Genomic DNA, 23,065 nt, shown 5'->3' on the forward strand with positions numbered 1-23,065 from the left:
CAATTCATTTTATATTGAAACTAAAATTCGTGTAATCTATAGCTATAAAATTAATTAATCAAAATAAAATTCGTGAATTCGTGGCTATAAAAAAATCAATGTTCTCCATACCCAATATCATCCATTTTACCACTAAATACGCGATATTGAATAATAAAATAAATAATTACGAGAAACAAAGCGATAAAAAACCAGCTCAAACCAGCGTTTAATCCGTATTCGTGAGCTGCAGTGTTATAAATCGTTAAAGACGGATTTACTTTATTAGTGGATGGCAAAACATTCGGAAAAATCGAAACCGCTGTAGACGCAAATCCGCCAACTAAAAATAAGGTCGAAAAAATAAATCCTTGACCATCTTTTTTGAAAGAACGAACTTTGAATAATCCCGCAATTCCAACAAAAGTCATTAAAGGAAAAAACCAAAGAATCGGATTTTCAATAAAATTATGAAATGGTCTTGGTTCGATAAAATGCCAAATTCCTAAAGAAATAAAGACCAAAATCAGCAAAACAAAGTTCAGTTTAAAAACTACATTTTTCAATTTCGGATTTAAAGCTGAATTCGTTTTATAAATAATCCAGTTTGCACCGTGAATCGTCAATGCCACAACACTCACAATTCCTAAGAAAAGCGTAAACCAGTCAATAATTCCCAATTCATTTGCTTGCGGACTAAAAGTTGGATTCCACAAAGGCAAAAAGAAATAATGTGCTTCTTGTGTAGAAACTCCGTTTTGAACCATTCCGAGATTCACACCTCGAACAATATTCCCTAAAGCAATTCCGAAAAACAAAGCCAAAAGCAAACTCGCAATTCCGAAAGCTTTATCCCAAATACTTTCCCACATGTGATTATGAATCTGTCCACGCATTTCTAATCCGATAGCGCGGAAAATCAAAAGCCATAAAATCATAATCAGAGGCAGATAAAATCCGCTAAAAGAAGAAGCATATAAAGTTGGAAAAGCAAAAAACAAAACCCCTCCTGCCGCAATTAGCCAAACTTCATTGGCATCCCAAAACGGACCAATGGCATTTGTAATTGCCTTTTTATCTTTTTCTGTATCGGCAAAAAATAAATGAATAATTCCTGCACCAAAATCATAGCCATCTAAAACCAGATAAACAGCCAAAATTCCCATTAAAACTACGTACCAAAAAAATTCCATACTTATATTTTTTCTGATGAAAGGTTCACATTATGATGGCCTTTATTAATAATTTTTCCAACCAAAAGTAAAAACAGCATTCCCAGCAAAAGGTATAGACCAATAAAACCAAGCAATGTAAACAAGGTATTTCCCGATGAAACCGTTGGTGAAGCTCCCTCTGCAGTTCGTAATAAATTATAAACCAACCAAGGCTGTCTTCCTAATTCTGCCGTGTACCAGCCTGTTGTATTGGCAATGTACGGAAACGGCATCATGAACATCAAAGACCATAATATCCATTTGGTTTCAAATAATTTTCCTCTTACTAATTGGAAAAGCGAAAGCACCATTAATCCGATAAACACGGTTCCGAGTCCAACCATGATGTGGTATGCATAATACAAACCAGAAATATTAGTTGGATGCAAATCTTCTTCAAACTGATCTAAACCTTTTATTTCCTGATCCCAATTTCCATAAGTCAAAAAACTCAAAATATTAGGAACGGCAATTTTGTTGTCCAATTTTTTGTCTTTCACATCGGGCTGTCCGATTAAAACAATTTCGGAACCTTTTTTCTCGGTATGAAAAATCCCTTCCATAGCCGCAAAAGTTACCGGTTGATATTTTACTACATTTTTAGCCAATAAATCTCCTGTTGGAACAGCCACAATTACACTCGAAATCAATCCGAAAATAACACCTGTTTTTAAGAACAATTTCCCAAAAGAAACATTTTTATTACTTAAAATATAAAAAGCTCCAATTCCAGCTACAACAAAAGAACTGGTTACCAAAGAAGCCGCTTGATTGTGTAAATAAGACGGCCAAAGCCAAGGATTTAAGAATAAGGCTTGAAAATTATTCAGAACAAATTTTCCGTTTTCTAAGATTTCGTAACCCACAGGATTCTGCATCCAAGAATGTGTCGCAATAATTAAGTAACCGCTCGCCCACGAACCAATCATGATTAATAATCCCGTTACAAAATGCCATTTATGCCCGAGTAGTTTTTCTCCAAATAAAAATAATCCGAGGAAAGAAGATTCAAGAAAGAAAGAAAACATTCCTTCCATTGCCAATGTCTGCCCAATAATTCCGCCCGTTAATTCGGAGAATTTAGCCCAGTTGGTTCCAAACTGAAACTCCATAGGGATTCCCGTTACAACGCCCATTGCAAAATTGAGAGCGAAGATTTTCATCCAGAAATGGGTGGCGTGATTGTATTGTTCGTCTTTAGTTTTGAGATATTTCCACTTAAAGTACACAATGATCAAAGAAAGACCCATTGTAAGTTGCGGAAAAAGATAATGAAAAGTGATCGTGAAGGCAAATTGCATTCGATCATAAAAGAGCATTTCTTCCATAATGGTAATTTGTTTATGAAGTTCCACAAATTTAACCATTAGAACCCGAATTAACGTCCTTTAAAAAAAGTTTATCGCCCGATATTTGTTAAACTTTTCAACAATTTAAAGGGTAGAAATGACACTTGTCATTACAACTTTGTCAAAGTTTTGAACTTTGACAAAGTTTCTTAGTATATATTTTTTGCGTATTGTTTTGTCATTTCTGTAAAAGTTACTTATTTCGGTAACGTATTTATCATTTCAATTGGCTTTTTTCCATCAATTCCCTGATGTGGTCTTTCATGATTGTAATAATATAAATATTGCAGCAGTTCCTCTTTTAGTTCTTCTTGAGAATCAAAGTCAGTATCTCGTAATAAATCCTCTTCCAGAGTTCTCCAAAATCGCTCTACTTTACCATTTGTCTGCGGACGGTAAGGTCTGGTGTATCTGTGTACAATCCCAAGTTCCATAAGCATTCTTTCAAAAGGATGCTGATTTTTTACCTTGCTTGTTTTAATTCCAAATTCAGCTCCATTGTCAGATAATAACTCTTCAAATTTTATTTCATAATGGCTGCTTAGAATATTTAAGCATTTTAATGAAGCAAACATTACGGTTAAACTGGTTATATCGGGAACCAATTCTGCCCAGGCAATCCGGCTGTAATCATCAATTACACAGACTAAATACAGTTTTTTGTTTTCTCCGCGAATTATGCTTTTACTTAAGTAATGGCAATCAATATGACCCAGCTGTCCCATTCTTTCTTTGATTATTTTCTGATGATTCTTTTTAATCTTCGGAGTTAATCTATTTATTTTATGCCGTTTTAAAATATTATAAACTCCAGAATATGATGGTGTATGTTTTCCTAATTTGGGATTTAAGATACTAACAATTTCATATTTGTTGTTTCCTTTTTCTCTTAATTCAACTACTTTTTGCTCTATAAAAGGCAAAGGGCGCCTGGTTTTATATTTTGGACCTCGCTTTTGAGGCAATAAATCTACAGCCTTACCACTTTGCTTATAGCGGTTATAATACTTTAAAAAACTTTTTCGGCAGGTATCATTTGCTGTGTAAAAATCCATTGCTTTTTTATGCACTGGATGAGTCTTGTTTTTTACCTGCTCGTATTCTCTTATTAAAAAACGATATTTCTCTAAATAGTTTCTCTCTAATGTCGAATCCTGACTGTTATTTCTCATCGCAACAAAATTTATTAAAGTTAAATTTTGTTACCGAATTATCTAACCTTTACAATTTCGACGAAGGAGAAATCTCCGCAAGTAACTCCGCAACGAGAAGCCATTCTTTGTCGAGCTTCTTACGAAGATTTCTCCCTTCGGTCGAAATGACAATATTGTGTATAGATATCGTATGAAACATAGCCCGCGGTTTCAACCGCAGGAACGCAATTCATAATCCACAATCCTAAATACGTTTCCTGCGGTTGAAACCGCAGGCTATATTTGATTTTGATTACTTGGGTTCTGTTTTATTATTTTTCTAAAATCCCTTTTTCAACACTTTCATTAATCAAACCTTCAGCGTAATTCCATAAAGATGCTGAACCATTTTTAATGACGCTTTTCTTCTCATAAACTTTATCGTACTTCACTCCAAACTCTTTCCAAGTTCCGCCATTGTTTGATGTGTTCTGCAATAAAGGCTCTAATCTGTCCATTGATTTTGCAAATTTGGCTTCATTGGTTTCTCCGGCTTCAAATTCTTCCCAAATGGCAATTAATTCTTCCGCTTGACTTTTTGGCAATAAACCAAAGATTCTATTTGCCGCCAAACGTTCTTCATCTGTATTATCATGACTTTTCACAGTATCATAAATAAAAACATCTCCTGCGTCAATCTCTACGATATCGTGTATCAAAACCATTTTCACCACTTTCAAAACATCAATCGGTTCATTGGAATGTTCTGCCAAAACAATTGCCATTAAAGCCAAATGCCAACTGTGTTCTGCATCATTTTCACATCTGTCGCTGTTGAATAATTTTGTCTTGCGCTGAATGTATTTTACTTTGTCAATTTCTTTTATAAAAGCAATTTGATCCAATAAGTCTTGTGTGTTCATTTTATTTTTTGTTTTAAAATGACATTCGTCATATGCAAAATTAAAGCTTAAAGCGTAATTGCTCAACTTTAAATTTAATTTATCTCAACCGAATATGACAAACACCACTTTTTTTTACACAAAAACCTAATTTCTGTAACATTAGTCACCTATTTTTTTAAAAAACAAAGTTACCTTTGTAACCCATCATTTTACAATACCTATCATGAAAATAGAACAAATTTACACCGGATGCCTTGCTCAAGGTGCATATTATATCACTTCAAATGGCGAAGCGGCCATTATTGATCCGCTTAGAGAAATTCAGCCTTATCTGGATCGTTTAGAGCGTGATGGCGTTAAACTGAAATATATTTTTGAAACGCATTTCCACGCCGATTTCGTTTCAGGTCATGTTGATTTAAGCAAAGAAACCGGAGCTCCAATCGTTTACGGTCGAAATGCTGCTTGCGAATTTGACTGCATTTCTGCCAAAGACGGTCAGGAATTCAAAATCGGAAAAATAACAATTAAAGCACTACATACTCCAGGTCATACCATGGAAAGTACTACTTTTTTACTGATTGATGAAAACGGAAAAGATCACGCTATTTTTTCTGGTGATACTTTATTTATCGGAGATGTTGGCCGCCCTGATTTGGCTCAAAAAGCAGCTGGAATGACACAAGATCAATTGGCTGGAATTTTATATCATTCGTTAAGAGATAAAATCATGACTTTGGCTGATGACGTAATTGTATATCCTGCGCACGGTGCGGGAAGCGCTTGCGGAAAAAACATGAGCAAAGAAACGGTTTCAACAATCGGAAATCAAAAAGCAACAAATTATGCTTTGCGTGCTAACATGACCGAAGAAGAATTCATCAAAGAAGTAACGGATGGATTATTGCCTCCTCCAGCCTACTTCAGCATGAACGTTGCCATGAATAAACAAGGTTACGAAAGCTTTGAAACGGTTTTACACAACGGAATGAAAGCGATAAATGTAAAAGAATTTGAAGCAGTTGCTGAAGAAACTGGCGCTCTAATTCTAGACACAAGAAGCGCAGCAGATTTCAGCAAAGGATTTATTCCGCAATCTATCAATATCGGAATCAATGGTGATTTTGCGCCGTGGGTTGGAACTTTAATTGCCGATGTAAAACAGCCAATTATTCTGGTTACTGCGGCTGGCATGGAAGAAGAAACTGTAACGCGTTTAAGCCGTGTAGGTTTTGATACAATTATTGGGCATTTGGAAGGCGGTTTTGAAGCTTGGCAAAATGAAGGTTTTGAGATTGATACTGTTAACAGAATTACTGCTGAGCAATTTGCTAACGAGTTTAAATTTGGCGAAGATAAAGTCGTAGATATCCGTAAAGAAACAGAATACGCAGCAGAACATATTGATGACGCTTACAGCAAACCTTTGGCTTATATTAATGACTGGGTAAAAGACATTGATCCAAACGAGCATTTTTATTTGCATTGCGCAGGAGGCTACAGGAGTATGATTGCAGCTTCTATCCTTCAAGCAAGAGGTTTCAGAAATTTCTCTGAAGTTGAAGGCGGTTTTGGATCGATTTCTAAAACCAATGTTCCAAAATCGGATTTTGTTTGTCAAAGCAAAACACTATAACGTGTAATTTTTTCACCATTAAGATATTAAGTTAATTAAGTTTTTGAGCTTAATGAAACTTTTCAAAGAAGGCTAAGAAAAATTAAGCATTCCAACTTAATTAACTTAATATCTTAATGGTGAAAATAAAAAAAATCTAAATTTTAAAAGTAAATGAGTATACTTGAAATCATTAAAGAACCTTGGCCTTGGTATGTTGCTGGCCCGCTGATTGGATTAACAGTTCCAATTTTATTAATTATCGGAAACAAATCTTTCGGGATTAGTTCTTCGCTTCGTCATATTTGTGCAGCTTGTATTCCTGCAAACATTTCGTTTTTTAAATACGACTGGAAAAAAGAAAGCTGGAATTTATTCTTCGTTCTTGGAATATTTTTCGGTGGTTTTATTGCGGCTCACTTTTTATCAAATCCAAATCCTGTAGAAATTGCTCCTGAATTATCGGAGAAATTAGCGACTTACGGAATTACTGACCACACTGGTTTAGTTCCATCGCAATTATTTTCTTGGGAAAGTTTATTAACGCTTCGTGGATTTATCATGATTGTGGTGGGCGGATTTTTAGTAGGTTTCGGAACACGTTACGCTGGCGGATGCACAAGCGGACACGCGATTATGGGATTATCAAACTTACAATGGCCATCATTGGTAGCAACAATCTGTTTTATGATTGGCGGTTTTGTAATGGCACTTTTGATTTTACCTTATATTCTTTCACTTTAAAATTTCAAAAATGAGTTTAGAAAATAAAAATATAGACGGCGAAGGAATCAACGCAAGCCAGAAAAAAGAAACAGGATTTGCAAACCTAAAATATCTAATTGTTGGAATCTTTTTCGGAATTGTATTCGTAAAAGCAGAAATCATAAGTTGGTTTCGTATTCAAGAAATGTTCAATCTGGAATCGTTCCATATGTATGGCGTAATTGGATGTGCTGTTGCTGTTGGATTAATTTCAGTACAATTGATTAAAAAATTTAATATCAAAACTCTTGATGGCGAAAAAATCGAAATCCAGCCAAAGACTTTCAACAAAGGACAAATCTATGGCGGATTATTATTCGGTTTCGGATGGGCAATTACTGGAGCTTGTCCTGGTTCGCTTTTTGCTCAAATCGGTACGGGTGCAACTGTAATTGTTGTGACTTTAATAAGCGCAATTGCGGGAACTTGGGTTTATGGTTTGATTAAGGATAAACTGCCTCATTAAAATTTGTTTCAGGTTTAATTTGTTTCAAGTTTCAGGTTGATTTAACCGCAAAGCACGCTAAGATATACGCAAAGTTCGCAAAGTTTTATTTACAAAGCTTTGCGAACTTTGAGCTTTATAAAAGTCTTGTTCCTAAAAAAACCTTGCGTACTTTGCGGTTAGATATGTTCAATGTTAATCAACTTGAAACCTGAAACTTGAAACAAAGAAAAACCAGAAACCTTTTCTTTATCAATTTTTATTATTCACAAAGCACACTAAAATATACGCAAAGTTCGCAAAGTTTTATTTACAAAGCTTTGCGAACTTTGCACTTTATAAAAGTCTTGTTCCTAAAAAAACCTTGCGCACTTTGCGGTTAGATATGTTCAATGTTAATCAACTTGAAACTTGAAACCTGAAACAAAACCAAACAAACCAAAAACTTTTTCTTCATCAATTTTTAATTTCATTTCGTTAAGTTTGCTTTCAACAACATTTCCCTAAAAATAAATTTTTAAAGCCAAAACATGAATCGTTCCGAACAATTAGCCAAACTTAAAAATACTGAAAAATGGGACGTAATAATTATAGGTGGTGGAGCAAGCGGACTCGGAACTGCAATTGATGCTGCAAGTCGCGGTTACAAAACAATATTATTTGAAGCTGTAGATTTTGCAAAAGGAACTTCTAGCAGAAGTACCAAATTGGTTCATGGCGGTGTAAGATATTTGGCTCAAGGCGATGTTCATTTAGTTAGAGAAGCATTAAAAGAAAGAGGATTATTAGCGCAAAATGCAAATCATTTAGTTAAAAACCAATCCTTTGTTATTCCAAATTATCATTGGTTTAGCGGTTATTTTTATACCATCGGATTAAAGATTTACGATTTATTGTCCGGTTGCCTTAGTTTAGGAAGTTCTAAATATCTTTCGAAAAAGAAAACTATTGAAATGCTTCCAAACGTAGAAGAAAATGGATTGGTGAATGGCGTTATTTATCATGATGGACAATTTGATGATTCTCGTTTAGCAATTAACCTTGCTCAAACGGCTGTAGAAAACGGAGCTTGTGTTTTGAATTATGTAAAAGTTGTCAATTTGCTAAAAGACGACAAAAACCAAGTTATTGGTGTTCAAATTCAAGATCAGGAAAGCGGAATTAAGCAGGATGTAAAAGGTACTGCCATAATTAACGCGACAGGTGTTTTTACAAATGCTATTATGAAGCTCAATGATAATGTTTATAAAAAATACATTGTTCCTAGTCAGGGAATACATTTGGTATTTGACAAATCTTTTTTGCCTGGAGATCATGCTTTAATGATTCCAAAAACAAAAGACGGAAGAGTTTTATTTGCTGTTCCGTGGCATAATCGTGTTGTAGTTGGAACGACCGATACTTTAATTAAAAAACAAAGTTTAGAACCCATTGCTTTAGAAAGCGAAATTCAATTTGTTCTCGAAACAGCGCAACGTTTTCTAACCAAGAAACCCACAAGAACAGATGTTCTTTCTGTTTTTGCAGGATTGCGCCCATTGGCTGCTCCCAAAGAAGAAGGTAAAAGCACCAAAGAAGTTTCTAGAAGTCATAAAATTATAGTTTCAGAAACGGGGCTAATTACCATTACAGGAGGAAAATGGACAACGTACAGAAAAATTGCTGAAGATATTATGGATAAAGCAATCAAAACCAGAAAATTATCTCCAAAGGAATGTTGCACAGAACATCTTCCCATTCATGGAAATAAATCTACGAATTCTTTAGATAGAGAAAATCACCTTTATATATATGGTACTGATATTCCTAAAATAATTGAATTACAAGAAAGCAAACAAGAGTTAAAAGAAAAACTGCATCCTGATCACGAATTTACGATGGCAGAAATTGTTTGGGCTATCCGTTATGAAATGGCAAGAACGGTAGATGATATTTTAGCAAGAAGAGTTCGTTTATTGTTCTTAGATGCAAGAGCTGCAATTGAAGTTTCTGAGAAAACAGCAAGAGTACTAGCTAAAGAATTAAAACATGATGAAGCTTGGATTAACACAGAAATTGCCAATTTCAGACAAATTGCAAACGGTTTTCTTCTCTCGGAATTCCAATAAACGGTAAATTCAGCCTATCTTCAATAACTTTTGTTTTAAAGTCTTCTTACAAAAAGCCATTTAAAAAATAGTATAAATCAAAATTGCTTCTTGATTTTAAAAAATCATTAATTCGCAATATATCAGATCGTTATATTGAAAAATTAGATTAATTTTAGTATCAAAAAACGAGTCTATTAGTTCTTGCAAAAAGCGCAATTAAACATGTTAACAAATAATTAACACAATATTTGTATATACAACTATTAAAAGCTATACATTTGTATATACAAATTATACACTTACGACTATGACAATTGAAGAGGTTATTAAGAGTACGGTTAAGATGGATAATGCGAAAAAAGTTATTCTGAATATCATGTACACGCAAAATGTGATTCAGGATCATTTCAACGAGTTGATTAAACCGTATGATTTATCTGGAGAGCAGTATAATGTGTTGCGTATATTAAGAGGACAAAAAGGAAAACCTGCTAATATGTGCGTGATACAAGAGCGAATGCTTGCTAAAACAAGCAACACAACACGTTTGGTAGACAAGTTATTACTGAAGGATTTTGTAACTCGAAATGTCTGTCCTGATAATCGAAGAAAAATTGAAGTTTCGATTACAGAAAAAGGATTAGATGTTTTAAAAGAATTAGATCCGAAAGTAGATGAGCATGAACAAACGTTTGCTAACAATTTACAACCAGAAGAATTAGTTTTCTTAAATCAATTATTAGAAAAATATAGAACCAACAAATAAAATAATAAAAACTATGAGCAATTTCTTAGAAAATCAAAATTGGAGATACGCAGTCAAACAATATGATGCTTCAAAAAAGATATCAGATGCTGATTTAAATACATTAAAAGAAGCAGTAAGATTAAGTGCTTCTTCATACGGATTACAACCTTATAAAGTAGTTATTGTTGAAAATCCAGAATTAAGAGAAAAATTAAAAGGAGCAGCTTGGGGACAAACTCAAATTACAGATGCTTCTCACCTATTCATTTTTGCAAATGATTTAAGCCTTGACGGAGGTTCTGTTGACAAATACATCAACAATATTAGCGAAGTAAGAGGCGTTCCTGCTGAAGCTTTAGGTGGATTTAGCGATATGATGAAAGGTGTAATTTCAAATTTATCTGAAGACGCAAAACACATCTGGACGGCAAAACAAACTTATTTAGCTTTAGGAAACTTATTAAATGCAGCTGCCGAATTAAAAATTGATGCTACTCCAATGGAAGGTTTCAGCGCAGCTTCTTTCAACGAAATTTTAGGTTTTGACAAATTAGGTCTAAATGCTTCTGTAATTGCAACTGTAGGTTACAGACATGATGAGGATAAATCTCAACACCAGAAAAAAGTTAGAAAATCACACGAAGAATTATTTATCACTCTATAATTATTTATTAATCAAATTCAAATTTTAATTTTAAAAAACATGAAAAATTTAAAAACTATTGCAATAGCATTATTCGTAGCAGCAGCTAGTATCTCAGTAAATGCTCAAACTAAAAAAATCGACGTAAAAGCATCTACTATTAAATGGGTAGGTAAAAAAGTAACTGGAGAGCACTCTGGAACAGTAAACTTCAAAGAAGGTTCTGTAGTTTTCAAAGGAAAAAAATTAACTGGAGGAAGCTTTACAGTTGATATGACTTCATTAACTTCTACAGATTTAACTGGAGAATACCAAGGAAAATTAAACGGTCACTTAAAAGCTGACGATTTCTTCGGAACTGACAAATTCCCAACTTCAAAATTAGTTTTCAAAACTATCGGTGCAAAATCTGCTGACGTTTATACTGTAACTGCAGACTTAACTATCAAAGGAATCACTAAACCAGTAACTTTCGATATCACTGTAAAAGGAAACACTGCTACAACTGCTTTCAAAGTTGACAGAACTAAATACGATATTAAATACGGTTCAGGTAGCTTCTTCGACGGCTTAGGAGACAAAACTATCAATGACGAATTCGAATTGGCTGTAGCTTTAAAATTCTAATATTTCAAGCTTACTAATTCAGAAATACAATAAACCCCAACAGTTTTTTTACTGTTGGGGTTTGCTTATTTATGTACTTCTATTAATTTTTATTGGGTTTTGTTTTGTATCAAATACATCTAAAATTTCAATTGAATTTTTCTTTAAATTAATCCAATAAATAATTTTATAATTTTATAAACCAAATATCGTATCTCTTCAGAGTAACTTTCTAAAAGTTCTTCTTTTTGTCCTATCGCATTTGTTGAGTGTGGTTTTAATTTCAGAGTCTCTCTGGTAATTCCGACTACAAGTTTTTTTGCAACAGTTAAACTAGCTTCCTTCTTATAATAATCAAAAATCTTTTTTAATTCAGCTTTAGCAAAATCAGTCCAATAAATTTTCAACTCCATTTCTCAATTTCAGAAATTAATTCATCAACATCTGTAATTCTTCCATTTTTTGAATCGTCTATAGAAGCATCTATTCGTTTATGAAATTCAGCAATAGACATTGGCTTTAATTCTAAATCTGCTTTAATTTCCTTTTTTAACAGTTTCTCAAATTGAGAAATTGCTTTCTCACTTTCAAGTTTAAGAAAGTCTCTAATAAAAATCACTTTTCGAGTATCTAAATCCATTTCTTTTATTTTTATCAAAGTTACAAATTATCTTCAAATGAAAATTCAATTGCAAATAATTTTGAAATAGGCATTTATGACCAAAAATACTTTAACTCTTTCCAAAATCTTAACATTCTTAATAATATAGTAACTCTTTCGTAATAAGCATCAGGACTTTGATTAACATACGGCTTCTATTTTTGGGACAATTAAAAAAATCAAAAACTAGAAATTAAAATCATAGTTATGAAAACAAAATTACATTTTGCATCTATAATCTTCATTATCAGCTTTTTCGCACAAGCTCAACAACAACCAAAAGGAATCGTTGGAACTTCTAACTGGATGACTAACTGGACGAGCTTTAAACCAGCTGCTAATGATTATGGCGAAGCAACCAATATAATTGCGGGAACAATCGACAAAGATACTCGATTGTCAAAGCGTAATATTTACCATCTAGTTGGTGTTGTGTACGTTACAAATAATGCAACTTTAACAATCGAGCCTGGTACTGTAATACGAGGAGACGATAAAACCTGCGGAACTCTTGTAATTACAAATGGAGCTAAAATTATAGCTGAAGGATTAGAAACCGATCCGATTATTTTTACTTCTGAAAATGAAATAAACAATAGAAAACCAGGTGACTGGGGCGGAATTATTGTTTTAGGAAAAGCTCCAATAAACTCTCTTGGAGGTATACATACATTGCCTTTCGATTTAAATCCAACCTTAAATCACTATGGAGGCCAAGATCCAGAAGATAACTCGGGAATTATTAAATACGTGAGAATCGAATATGCTGGAAGAAAATTAAGCGCTTCTAAAGAATTAAATGGTCTTTCTCTTGCTGGCGTTGGAAGAAAAACAATTGTTAGTCATGTTCAAGTTAGCTTTTCGAATGATGATTCTTTCGAATGTTATGGTGGAGATTTAAATCTGAGCAATTTGGTTTCATTTAGAACAACAGATGATGATTTTGATTTTACCCAAGGTGCTCAAATTAACATTAGTAATAGTATTGCCGTTCGCCATCCGTTTTCTTCAGATATTTCAGGTTCAAGATGTTTTGAGGTAGATTCATACGAAAAAGTTGCTGCTACAGACATGACTAAAAAAATGACTAAAATAAATGCCAACAATATCACATTGGTTAATTTAGAAGAAAACAATCAAGGTTTGGTTAGAGAATCTGCTTACATTAAAGAAAATACCTATTTCAATTTAACCAATAGTGTTGTTTCTGGATTTGCTCCTTTTATTTTATTGGAAGGAAATATCGGAAATGGTGAAGCTAATCTATCAAAAATCACTTTTAAAAATGTAATTGCAAACAATTGTCAAGGAGAAATTGAAAGTGAATCTGGAAGCAATATTCCTGGCATAAAAAATTATTATGGTAACCCAGCTTACGGAATAGAGTATACAAAAATGAAACTTAGCGAGCTATTTGCTATTCCAAATATTAAAGGAAATCCAGATTTTAGACTAAATGTAAATAACACGGTAGCAAGTGGTAACTAAGGAGTTATAGAGATCCTTTGAATTAAAATTTAACAAATTTCACAAATACGAAAAGATTTTTTTCAAATTTTATGTACTCTAATTAAAATTACATTTATATCTTTGTGACATCAAAATAAAGAAATGAGAACAATTTTAAACAATACTTGGTGGTGGAGCAATTTACGTCAGACGTCGTGAACGAAGCTTCCTATGGTATTGTTAAAACTATAAAATATAAAGGGCTTGTCATCACGACAAGCCCTTTTTTTTGGATCAAATTGAAAATAAATTAACAGAACAACATAAAACTATATATTTTGAAACCTTTTATTCTTAATACACATTACAAACAAATTCTGGCAGATACTGTAACGCCAGTAAGTATTTATTTCAAAATCAGAGATAAATTCCCAAATAGTTTATTACTAGAAAGTAGTGATTATCATGGAAATGACAACAGTTTTTCTTATATCTGCTGCAATCCGATTGCTACAATCAAAATAGAAAATGAAGTTATTTCTAAAACTTTCCCTGACGGAACTTCAGAAAAAATCAATATTGATGCTTCAACAAATATTCCTCAGGTAATTCAGGAATTTTCAAGTCAGTTTAAATCAGAAAAAAACGATTTTAAATTCATCAATAACGGTTTATTCGGATACATTTCTTACGATGCTGTTCGTTATTTCGAAAAAATATCTATTGCAAAAAAAGACAACGCGACTTCTATTCCAGATATTTTTTATGCCGTTTATCAGAACATTATTGCAATCAATCACTTTAAAAATGAAGCTTATATTTTTTGCCATAGTCTAGACGGAAAAAACAATATTTCAGAAATCGAGCAATTATTACAATCTAGAAATATAGCTTCTTATAAATTTTCTAAAGAAGGCGAAGGTTTCTCTAACTTAACCGATGAGGAATTTAAAACCAATGTGGCTTTAGCCAAAAAACATTGCTACCGTGGAGATGTTTTCCAATTAGTTCTTTCTCGCCGATTTACTCAAGGCTTCAAAGGAGATGAATTTAATGTTTATAGAGCTTTAAGAAGCATCAACCCTTCTCCGTATTTATTTTTCTTTGATTATGGAGATTTCAAAATATTCGGTTCTTCGCCAGAAGCACAAATTATCGTAAAAGATAGAAAAGCCGAAATTCACCCAATTGCAGGAACTTTTAAAAGAACTGGAAATGACGAACGCGATGCTCTTTTAGCAAAAGAACTTTCAGAAGATAAAAAAGAAAATAGCGAGCATGTTATGCTTGTTGATTTGGCAAGAAACGATTTAAGCAGAAATGGTCACGATGTCAATGTAGAAAAATATAGAGAAGTACAGTTTTTCTCTCACGTAATACACTTAGTTTCAAAAGTTACGGGACATTTGCACGACAAAGCAACTACAATGCAAGTTGTAGCAGACACTTTCCCAGCAGGAACTTTGAGCGGTGCGCCTAAACACAGAGCAATGCAGTTAATTGAAGATTGCGAAAAAACAAATCGTAATTTTTATGGAGGCGCAATTGGAGTTATGGATTTTGAAGGAAACTTTAATCACGCCATTATGATTCGAACTTTCCTTTCTAAAAATCATCAATTGCATTGTCAAGCTGGAGCCGGAATTGTAGCAAGTTCTGACGAAGAAAGCGAAATGCAGGAAGTTTATAATAAATTAAGAGCACTAAATACAGCACTAGAAATGGCAGAGAAAATTTAGTCATCAGTGTTCAGTTTTCAGAGTTTTAGTGTTCAGTCGCAGAAAACTTGAAACTTGAAACCTGAAACAATTAACCATAAAATATAAAACCACAAAATATAAAACCATGAAAAAAGCAGTATCAATTTTAGTTTTAATCATTACGATGACATCTTGTAATTCAGAAAAAAAGCACAATCCGATTGAAGGAACCTGGCGTCTTATATCAGCTGAAACAACTGAGAAAGATTCGACTTTTTCAACTTTCAATACTAAAACAAAAATGATTAAGATTATTAACGATACACATTTTGCTTTTTTTAATCATGATTTGAAAAATGGAAAAGATTCAACAGTAGCATTGTTCTTTGGAGGCGGCGGAAAATATACTTTAAAAGACAGTATATATACAGAAAACTTAGAGTTCTTTAACAACCGCGATTGGGAAAACAACAAATTTGAATTTGTTGTGAAAGTTCAAAACGACACTTTAATTCAGAAAGGTGTAGAAAAAATAGAAAAATTAGGAGTAGATCGTGTTATTATAGAAAAATACGTTCGAGAAAAATAGAAATTTAGTTTCAGGTTTTCTTTGTTTCAAGTTTCAAGTTAGGAAACTTAGAACCTTAGAATCTTAGCAACTTAGTACCTTAAAAAAAATGAAAAAGATTTTAGTTATAGACAATTACGATAGTTTCACTTACAATTTAGTGCACTATTTAGAAGATTTAAACTGCGAAGTTACCGTTTACAGAAACGACGAATTTGATATTGATGAAATTGCATCTTTTGATAAAATTTTACTTTCTCCAGGGCCTGGAATTCCAGATGAAGCAGGTTTGTTAAAAGCAGTAATCGAAAAATATAGTCCGACAAAAAGTATTCTTGGGGTTTGTTTAGGGCAACAAGCCATTGGAGAAGTTTTTGGAGGAACGCTTTCTAACCTTGATAAAGTGTACCACGGAGTTGCTACAAATGTAAAAACTTTAGTAGACGACGAAATTTTGTTTGAAGGTTTAGGAAAAGAATTTGAAGTGGGAAGATATCACTCATGGGTTGTCGACAGCAATTTACCTGAAGATTTAGAAGCAACTTCGGTAGACGAAAACGGACAAATTATGTCTTTAAGACACAAAACTTATGACGTGAGAGGCGTTCAGTTTCACCCAGAAAGCGTTCTTACACCAAACGGAAAAAGGATTTTGGAGAATTGGATTAAGAGTTAGTGATCAGTGTTCAGTAATTAGTGATCAGTGTTCAGAGTTTTAGTGTTCAGTCGCAGAAAACTTGAAACCTTAAACTTGAAACAAAAAACATAATATCTCAGAACCTTAGCAACTTGAAACCTTAAAAAATGGAAATAACAATTTTAGAAACCCGAGATATCAATATTGAAGATGTTTTGGTTTTATATAAAGCAAATGAATGGAGTTCTGCTAGCAAACCAAACGAATTGTACAACGGATTATTAAATTCGGAAACATTAGTAACGGCTTGGGAAGGCAAAAAACTTGTTGGACTTGGGAATGCGATTTCTGATGGATTCTTGACTGTTTATTATCTACATTTGCTAGTACTTCCTGAATATCAAGGGAAAGGAATTGGAAAATTGATTTTGGATAAAATGCAAGAGAAATACAGTCACTTTCATATGCAAATGCTAACGGCAGATGGGAAATCGGTTGATTTTTATAAAAAAAATGGTTTCGAAAGAGCTGGAAAAACAGAACCCATGTGGATTTATCAAGGAAACGAACATTAAAAACAGCATTCAATTTCAGTAACAGTAAAAAACTTAGTAGCTCAGAAGCTTAGCAACTTAGAATCTTAAAAAAATGAAAACTATATTAAACAAATTAATCAACCACGAAGTTCTTACTAAAGAAGAAGCAAAAAACGTATTGATTAATATTTCAAGCGGTCAATACAATCCAAGTCAGATTTCGGCATTTTTGACTGTTTTTATGATGCGAAGCATTACAATTGATGAACTTTCTGGCTTTCGCGAAGCTTTATTAGATCTTTGCATTCGTGTTGATTTATCAGCTTACAATACCATCGATTTATGCGGAACGGGTGGCGACGGAAAAGACACTTTCAACATTTCGACTTTGGCTTCTTTTGTATCAGCAGGAGCTGGAATAAAAGTTGCAAAACATGGAAATTACGGAGTTTCATCTATTTCTGGATCTAGCAACGTGATGGAAAAAATGGGAATTAAATTCAGTAATGATCCTTCCTTTTTAGAAAAATGTATTGATCAGGCTGGAATTTGCGTTTTGCATGCTCCCCTATTTCACCCAGCAATGAAAAATGTTGGACCAATTAGAAAAGAATTGGCAGTAAAAACATTCTTTAATATGTTAGGACCAATGGTAAATCCTGCATTTCCACAAAATCAATTGGTTGGAGTTTTCAACTTAGAATTGGCAAGAATGTATGCTTATTTATATCAAAATACAGATACCAATTTTACGATCTTACATTCGCTTGACGGATATGATGAAATTTCATTAACTGGTCCAACCAAAACAATTTCCAACCATATGGAGGGAATGTTGAATCCAGAAGATTTTGGTGTTCGTCTTCTTTCTCAAACCGAAATTGAAGGAGGAAAAACAATTGAAGAGTCTGCAGAAATTTTCACGAATATCATTTCTGGAAAAGGAAATGAAGCACAGAATAATGTGGTTTGCGCCAATGCTGCAATGGCAATTTCGACCGTTACGAAATGCTCTCCAAAAGAAGGATTTGAACTGGCTAAAGAAAGTTTATTGTCTGGAAGAGGGTTAAAAGCATTACAGAAATTACAAGAATTAAGCAGGTAAAAAATTGTTTCAAGTTTCAGGTTTCAAGTTTCAAGTTGTTGGAACGAACCTGAAACTTGAAACCTGAAACAAACAAAATAATGAATATTTTAGATAAAATAATAATAGACAAAAAACAAGAAGTGATTTTGAAGAAATCGATCATTCCGGTTTCTCAGTTAGAAGCTTCAGTCTTTTTTGGAAAACAGACGATTTCTCTTAGTCAGAAATTAAAAGAAAGCAATTCTGGAATTATTACAGAACACAAACGCCGTTCTCCTTCAAAATCAATCATCAACAATAATTTTACAGTTGAAGAAGTAGTTAAAGGTTATGAGAATGCCGGCGCATGCGGAATTTCAGTTTTAACCGACGGTAAATATTTTGGCGGATCTCTTGACGATTTACTTTTGGCTAGAGCTTCGGTAAATATTCCGCTTTTGCGAAAAGAATTTATTGTAGACGAATACCAGATCTTAGAAGCAAAAGCTCATGGTGCCGATTTGATTTTGTTAATCGCAGCAGTTTTAACTCTTGAAGAAATCAAATCTTTATCTGAATTTGCAAAAAGCTTAGGTTTAGAAGTTTTGTTGGAAGTTCATAATCAGGAAGAACTGGAAAAATCAATTATGCCGACTTTAGATATGATTGGCGTAAATAACAGAAACTTAAAAACATTCGAAGTAAGCTTAGATTTCAGTAAAGAATTGGCTTCACAAATTCCGAATGATTTTGTAAAAGTATCCGAAAGCGGTATTTCATCAATTGAAGCCATTCAAGAACTTAAACCTTACGGTTACAAAGGTTTCTTAATTGGAGAAAACTTCATGAAAACCGATAATGCTGGTCAAGCGGCAACAGAATTTATTAACAAGCTAGGCCTATAAACGTTTGCCACAAAGTCACAAAGGCGCAAATTTAATTTGTGCTCATTTGTAAAAAAACTTAGTGTCTTAGCGCCTTCGCGGCAAAAAAAATAAAAAAATGAAACTCAAAATATGCGGCATGAAATATCCAGAAAATATCCTCGAAGTAGGTGCACTCCTACCCGATTATATGGGATTTATTTTCTGGGAAAAATCCGCTAGATATTGCAATGAGAATGTTCCCGAATTGATAAAAACAATCAAAAAAGTGGGCGTTTTTGTTAATCAAAGTCAGGAAGAAATTCTGGAAAAAGTCGAAAAATACAACTTACAAGCAGTTCAATTACATGGGGAAGAATCAGTTGAATTTTGCTCAGTATTAAAAGAAAAACTTCCAAAAAAAATTGAAATTATTAAAGTCTTTTCGGCCGATGAGAATTTCGATTTTGAAATCATAAAACCTTTTGAAAATGTCTGCGATTATTTTCTATTTGACACCAAAGGAAAATTACCAGGCGGAAATGGAACAACTTTCGACTGGAGCATATTAAAAAAATACAATTCGAAAAAGCCTTTCTTTTTAAGTGGCGGAATTGGAATGAATGAATTAAAAGCTATTGAAGAAATTTCAAAAACCAAATTACCTATTTATGCTGTCGATGTAAATAGTAAATTTGAAATCGAACCAGGGCTGAAAAATAAAAATTTATTAAGCATCTTCAAACGAAAATTTGATGTTGCCAACTTTTAAAATTTAAATAAAATGAGTTTTAACGTTAACGAAAAAGGATATTACGGAGAATTTGGTGGTGCTTACATCCCAGAAATGCTGTATCCAAATGTAGAAGAACTACGTCTGAAATACTTAAGTATAATGGATGAACCTGATTTTAAAGCAGAGTTCAACCAATTGTTGAAAGATTACGTTGGACGCCCTAGTCCGTTGTATTTTGCAAAACGTCTATCTGAGAAATACAATACCAAAGTTTATCTAAAAAGAGAAGACTTAAACCATACTGGAGCTCACAAAGTAAACAATACAATTGGACAAATCCTGCTAGCAAAACGTTTGGGTAAAAAAAGAATTATTGCCGAAACTGGAGCTGGGCAACACGGTGTAGCAACAGCAACAGTTTGTGCTTTAATGGGAATTGAATGTATCGTTTATATGGGCGAAATAGACATCGCCCGTCAGGCACCAAACGTGGCGCGTATGAAAATGTTAGGCGCAGAAGTTCGTCCGGCGCTTTCAGGTTCAAGAACTTTAAAAGATGCTACAAACGAAGCCATTCGTGACTGGATTAACAATCCTGTAGATACACATTATATTATCGGATCTGCCATTGGGCCTCATCCTTATCCAGACATGGTAACACGTTTTCAAAGCATTATTTCTGAGGAAATCAAATGGCAGTTAAAAGAAAAAGAAGGTCGTGAAAATCCTGATTATGTAGTAGCTTGTATTGGCGGAGGAAGTAACGCTGCAGGAACTTATTACCACTTTTTACACGAACCACAAGTTGGAATTATTGCGGTTGAAGCTGCTGGAAAAGGTGTTGACAGCGGACACAGTGCCGCAACTAGTAAACTAGGAAAAGTTGGTGTTATTCATGGTTGTAAAACACTTTTAATGCAAACTCCAGATGGGCAAATTACAGAACCTTATTCTATTTCTGCAGGTCTAGATTATCCAGGGGTTGGGCCTTTGCACGCCCATTTAGCACAAACAGGAAGGGGAGAATTTTTCTCAGTTACCGATGATGATGCGATGAATGCCGGTCTACAATTAACAAAATTAGAAGGAATTATTCCAGCAATTGAAAGTGCACACGCTTTTGCAGTTTTAGATCAGAAGAAATTCAAGCCTACAGATGTTGTTGTAGTAAGTCTTTCTGGTCGTGGCGATAAAGATTTAGATAATTATATAGATTACTTTAAATTGTAATAAAAATTGTAATTTGGGCATTCAAATCCCGAAAGTTATCGGGAGTCTGTACGCTAACAAATAAAGAGAAAATCATAATTATGGAACTATTATTCTCCTACGGAACATTAAGATCGAAACAAATTCAGATGCAGATTTTTAATAAAGTTTTAAGCGGCAGTCCAGATCAAATACTGGGCTTCAAACTTAAAAGTTTACAAATTGAAGAAGAGTTTGGAATGGCAGATTATGTTGTGGCTGTACCAAGTGAAAGCTTGGAAGACATTATACACGGTGTTGCTTTTGAAGTTTCTAATCAAGAATTGTTAAAAGTAGATCAATTCGAGTCTAATTCATACAAAAGAGTTCAGGTCAAACTTCAATCAGGAAGAGTAGCTTGGGTTTATACAGAAAATAAATAATATAAAATGATTTTAGCGGCTGCGCAGACCAAACCAAAACGTGGAGATATATCTTCTAATTTACTAAATCATTATCATCTTATTGAATTGGCTGCTCAAAATGGCGCTAATTTAATTGCGTTTCCTGAATTATCTATTACGGGTTACGAAAGAGAAAATGCAGAAGCTTTAGTTTTTACAGAAGATGATTATAGAATTGATCACTTAAAAGAATTGTCGGTTAGAAATAACATTGTCATTATAGCTGGAGCGCCAATTCGAATAGATTCAAAACTATTTATTGGCGAATTTATTATAGCTCCAGATGATTCTGTTTCTATTTATACGAAACAATTTTTACATGAAGGCGAAGGTGATTTTTTCGATTCTTAGTTTGATTACAACCCTATGTTAACGATTGAGGATCAAAATATTTCTTTTGCAATTTGCGCTGACATTGACAATCCGCTACATCCAGAAAACGCAGCTAAAAATGATACCGATATTTATATCGCAAGTATTTTCTTTTCGCCAAACGGAATTCCGAATGCGTACAGCCATTTGCAAAATTATGCTGAAAAACATAAAATGAATGTTTTGATGTCGAATTTCAGCGGAGAATCTTGGGGATCGCCATCAGCAGGCCAAAGTGCTTTTTGGAATAATAAAGGAGAATTAGTCGCCCAAATGAATGATTCGTATTCTGGATTGTTGTTGGTTGAAAAAAAAGGTAATGATTGGGAAAGCCAAATCATAAAATTTTAAAATATATTGCCACAGATTTCACAGATTAGAAAAGATTTTCTCTCTCAGATCTAGCAGATTAATAGAGATTTTATTAAAAGCATCTAAAAAAATCTGCGAAGATCAGCTTAAATCAATATAAATCTGCGTGAAATAAGCTTTTAATCTTTGGCAAAAAAGAAAATATAAACATACCTACAAGGTTTTGAAAACCTTGCAGGAGAAAAAATATAAAAATGAACAGAATAACTCAAAAATTACAAGAAGATAAAAAGATCCTTTCGATCTATTTTTCTGCGGGATATCCGAACTTAAATGATACCGTACAGATTATTCAGGATTTAGAAAAAAACGGAGTGGATTTAATTGAAATTGGACTCCCTTTTAGTGATCCTTTGGCAGACGGGCCGACTATTCAGGCTAGTTCGACAACAGCGCTTCATAACGGAATGACAACGCAAATTCTTTTTGATCAACTGAAGAACATCCGCGAAAGCGTAAAAATTCCGTTGATTATGATGGGATACTTTAATCCGATGTTACAATACGGAGTTGAAGCTTTTTGCCAGAAATGTGCTGAAATCGGAATTGACGGTTTAATTATTCCAGATCTTCCAGTTGATGTTTATGCAGATGAATACAAAGCGATTTTTGAAAAATATGGTTTGATAAATGTTTTCTTAATTACGCCTCAAACTTCAGACGAACGTATTCGTTTTATTGATAGCGTTTCAAACGGATTTATCTACATGGTAAGTTCTGCAAGTGTTACGGGATCTCAATCTGGTTTTGGAGATGTTCAAGAAAGCTATTTTGAAAGAATCGCTAATCTAAATTTAAAAAATCCTCAAATAGTTGGTTTCGGAATTTCGAATAAAGAAACTTTTAATCAGGCAACAAAGTATGCAAAAGGCGCTATTATTGGAAGTGCCTTTATCAAACATTTGAGTGAAAAAGGAAGCGGAAAAATTGAAGAATTTGTTGGAGAGATTCGATAAATACA

At 33.6% G+C, this 23,065-nt stretch carries 26 protein-coding genes; 20 read left to right on the top strand and 6 right to left on the bottom strand.

Going from position 1 to position 23,065, the window contains the following annotated elements; genetic code table 11:
• Positions 1 to 95: 95 nt before the first annotated feature.
• The 4 genes from cydB to ACPWTF_RS06385 form a co-directional block, all read right to left on the bottom strand.
• The gene (cydB, locus tag ACPWTF_RS06370) at positions 96 to 1,172 is read right to left on the bottom strand and encodes a cytochrome d ubiquinol oxidase subunit II (protein WP_427874860.1); all 1,077 of its coding nucleotides are present in this window, start codon (positions 1,170 to 1,172) and stop codon (positions 96 to 98) included.
• Positions 1,173 to 1,174: 2 nt separating this feature from the next.
• Positions 1,175 to 2,521, bottom strand: coding sequence for a cytochrome ubiquinol oxidase subunit I (locus ACPWTF_RS06375; protein ID WP_427875738.1), 1,347 nt, complete (start codon positions 2,519 to 2,521; stop codon positions 1,175 to 1,177).
• 218 nt (positions 2,522 to 2,739) lie between these two features.
• The gene (locus ACPWTF_RS06380) at positions 2,740 to 3,714 is read right to left on the bottom strand and encodes an integrase core domain-containing protein (RefSeq protein WP_427874255.1); all 975 of its coding nucleotides are present in this window, start codon (positions 3,712 to 3,714) and stop codon (positions 2,740 to 2,742) included.
• A 293-nt stretch (positions 3,715 to 4,007) separates the two neighbouring features.
• The gene (locus ACPWTF_RS06385; protein ID WP_427874861.1) at positions 4,008 to 4,598 is read right to left on the bottom strand and encodes an HD domain-containing protein; all 591 of its coding nucleotides are present in this window, start codon (positions 4,596 to 4,598) and stop codon (positions 4,008 to 4,010) included.
• A 205-nt stretch (positions 4,599 to 4,803) separates the two neighbouring features.
• On the opposite strand from ACPWTF_RS06385, the gene ACPWTF_RS06390 reads away from it, so the two are divergent.
• The 7 genes from ACPWTF_RS06390 (at position 4,804) to ACPWTF_RS06420 (ending at position 11,513) form a co-directional block, all read left to right on the top strand.
• A complete protein-coding gene (locus ACPWTF_RS06390) occupies positions 4,804 to 6,216 on the top strand; it encodes an MBL fold metallo-hydrolase (RefSeq protein WP_427874862.1) in 1,413 nt (470 codons plus the stop codon).
• 159 nt (positions 6,217 to 6,375) lie between these two features.
• Positions 6,376 to 6,939: a YeeE/YedE family protein gene (locus tag ACPWTF_RS06395; protein ID WP_427875739.1), complete on the top strand. Its 564-nt coding sequence runs from the start codon at positions 6,376 to 6,378 to the stop codon at positions 6,937 to 6,939.
• A gap of 10 nt (positions 6,940 to 6,949) precedes the next feature.
• Positions 6,950 to 7,426: a DUF6691 family protein gene (locus tag ACPWTF_RS06400; protein ID WP_427874863.1), complete on the top strand. Its 477-nt coding sequence runs from the start codon at positions 6,950 to 6,952 to the stop codon at positions 7,424 to 7,426.
• Between the two features lie 509 nt (positions 7,427 to 7,935).
• Positions 7,936 to 9,513: an FAD-dependent oxidoreductase gene (locus ACPWTF_RS06405; RefSeq protein ID WP_427874864.1), complete on the top strand. Its 1,578-nt coding sequence runs from the start codon at positions 7,936 to 7,938 to the stop codon at positions 9,511 to 9,513.
• A gap of 289 nt (positions 9,514 to 9,802) precedes the next feature.
• A complete protein-coding gene (locus ACPWTF_RS06410) occupies positions 9,803 to 10,261 on the top strand; it encodes a MarR family winged helix-turn-helix transcriptional regulator (RefSeq protein WP_095929073.1) in 459 nt (152 codons plus the stop codon).
• 13 nt (positions 10,262 to 10,274) lie between these two features.
• Positions 10,275 to 10,907: an NAD(P)H-dependent oxidoreductase gene (locus ACPWTF_RS06415; protein ID WP_095929074.1), complete on the top strand. Its 633-nt coding sequence runs from the start codon at positions 10,275 to 10,277 to the stop codon at positions 10,905 to 10,907.
• Between the two features lie 39 nt (positions 10,908 to 10,946).
• The gene (locus ACPWTF_RS06420; protein WP_095929075.1) at positions 10,947 to 11,513 is read left to right on the top strand and encodes a YceI family protein; all 567 of its coding nucleotides are present in this window, start codon (positions 10,947 to 10,949) and stop codon (positions 11,511 to 11,513) included.
• A gap of 143 nt (positions 11,514 to 11,656) precedes the next feature.
• Here ACPWTF_RS06420 and ACPWTF_RS06425 read toward each other — a convergent pair whose 3' ends face one another.
• Both ACPWTF_RS06425 and ACPWTF_RS06430 read right to left on the bottom strand, forming a co-directional pair.
• Positions 11,657 to 11,905, bottom strand: coding sequence for a type II toxin-antitoxin system RelE/ParE family toxin (locus ACPWTF_RS06425; RefSeq protein WP_427874865.1), 249 nt, complete (start codon positions 11,903 to 11,905; stop codon positions 11,657 to 11,659).
• Positions 11,896 to 12,132 carry a hypothetical protein gene (locus tag ACPWTF_RS06430; RefSeq protein ID WP_427874866.1) on the bottom strand — a complete coding sequence of 79 codons (237 nt, stop codon included), beginning with the start codon at positions 12,130 to 12,132 and terminating at the stop codon, positions 11,896 to 11,898. The genes ACPWTF_RS06425 and ACPWTF_RS06430 overlap by 10 nt, the downstream gene beginning before the upstream one ends.
• Positions 12,133 to 12,360: 228 nt before the next feature.
• On the opposite strand from ACPWTF_RS06430, the gene ACPWTF_RS06435 reads away from it, so the two are divergent.
• The 13 genes from ACPWTF_RS06435 (at position 12,361) to trpA (ending at position 23,060) form a co-directional block, all read left to right on the top strand.
• Positions 12,361 to 13,641, top strand: a complete 1,281-nt coding sequence (locus tag ACPWTF_RS06435; RefSeq protein ID WP_427874867.1) for a hypothetical protein — start codon at positions 12,361 to 12,363, stop codon at positions 13,639 to 13,641.
• Between the two features lie 299 nt (positions 13,642 to 13,940).
• On the top strand, positions 13,941 to 15,341 hold the full coding sequence (locus ACPWTF_RS06440) for an anthranilate synthase component I family protein (RefSeq protein WP_427874868.1): 1,401 nt from the start codon (positions 13,941 to 13,943) through the stop codon (positions 15,339 to 15,341).
• 106 nt (positions 15,342 to 15,447) lie between these two features.
• Entirely contained in the window at positions 15,448 to 15,891 is a 444-nt protein-coding gene (locus tag ACPWTF_RS06445; protein WP_427874869.1) for a hypothetical protein, read from the top strand.
• Between the two features lie 88 nt (positions 15,892 to 15,979).
• On the top strand, positions 15,980 to 16,546 hold the full coding sequence (locus tag ACPWTF_RS06450) for an anthranilate synthase component II (protein WP_427874870.1): 567 nt from the start codon (positions 15,980 to 15,982) through the stop codon (positions 16,544 to 16,546).
• A gap of 128 nt (positions 16,547 to 16,674) precedes the next feature.
• Entirely contained in the window at positions 16,675 to 17,082 is a 408-nt protein-coding gene (locus tag ACPWTF_RS06455) for a GNAT family N-acetyltransferase (RefSeq protein ID WP_427874871.1), read from the top strand.
• Positions 17,083 to 17,155: 73 nt separating this feature from the next.
• Positions 17,156 to 18,148 (top strand): anthranilate phosphoribosyltransferase, encoded by a 993-nt coding sequence (gene trpD / locus ACPWTF_RS06460; RefSeq protein WP_427874872.1) that lies wholly within the window; start codon positions 17,156 to 17,158, stop codon positions 18,146 to 18,148.
• Between the two features lie 80 nt (positions 18,149 to 18,228).
• Positions 18,229 to 19,014, top strand: a complete 786-nt coding sequence (gene trpC / locus ACPWTF_RS06465) for an indole-3-glycerol phosphate synthase TrpC (RefSeq protein ID WP_427874873.1) — start codon at positions 18,229 to 18,231, stop codon at positions 19,012 to 19,014.
• A gap of 97 nt (positions 19,015 to 19,111) precedes the next feature.
• On the top strand, positions 19,112 to 19,744 hold the full coding sequence (locus ACPWTF_RS06470; RefSeq protein WP_427874874.1) for a phosphoribosylanthranilate isomerase: 633 nt from the start codon (positions 19,112 to 19,114) through the stop codon (positions 19,742 to 19,744).
• Positions 19,745 to 19,756: 12 nt separating this feature from the next.
• The gene (trpB, locus tag ACPWTF_RS06475) at positions 19,757 to 20,938 is read left to right on the top strand and encodes a tryptophan synthase subunit beta (protein WP_427874875.1); all 1,182 of its coding nucleotides are present in this window, start codon (positions 19,757 to 19,759) and stop codon (positions 20,936 to 20,938) included.
• 80 nt (positions 20,939 to 21,018) lie between these two features.
• On the top strand, positions 21,019 to 21,339 hold the full coding sequence (locus ACPWTF_RS06480) for a gamma-glutamylcyclotransferase family protein (protein ID WP_202006225.1): 321 nt from the start codon (positions 21,019 to 21,021) through the stop codon (positions 21,337 to 21,339).
• 6 nt (positions 21,340 to 21,345) lie between these two features.
• Positions 21,346 to 21,711 (top strand): carbon-nitrogen hydrolase family protein, encoded by a 366-nt coding sequence (locus ACPWTF_RS06485; protein WP_427874876.1) that lies wholly within the window; start codon positions 21,346 to 21,348, stop codon positions 21,709 to 21,711.
• Between the two features lie 15 nt (positions 21,712 to 21,726).
• Positions 21,727 to 22,083: a hypothetical protein gene (locus tag ACPWTF_RS06490; RefSeq protein ID WP_427874877.1), complete on the top strand. Its 357-nt coding sequence runs from the start codon at positions 21,727 to 21,729 to the stop codon at positions 22,081 to 22,083.
• Positions 22,084 to 22,298: 215 nt separating this feature from the next.
• The gene (gene trpA, locus ACPWTF_RS06495) at positions 22,299 to 23,060 is read left to right on the top strand and encodes a tryptophan synthase subunit alpha (protein WP_427874878.1); all 762 of its coding nucleotides are present in this window, start codon (positions 22,299 to 22,301) and stop codon (positions 23,058 to 23,060) included.
• The last annotated feature ends 5 nt before the right edge of the window (positions 23,061 to 23,065 follow it).

This window comes from Flavobacterium sp. MMS24-S5, assembly GCF_050320125.1.
GTDB classification, from domain to species: Bacteria; Bacteroidota; Bacteroidia; order Flavobacteriales; family Flavobacteriaceae; genus Flavobacterium; species Flavobacterium tyrosinilyticum.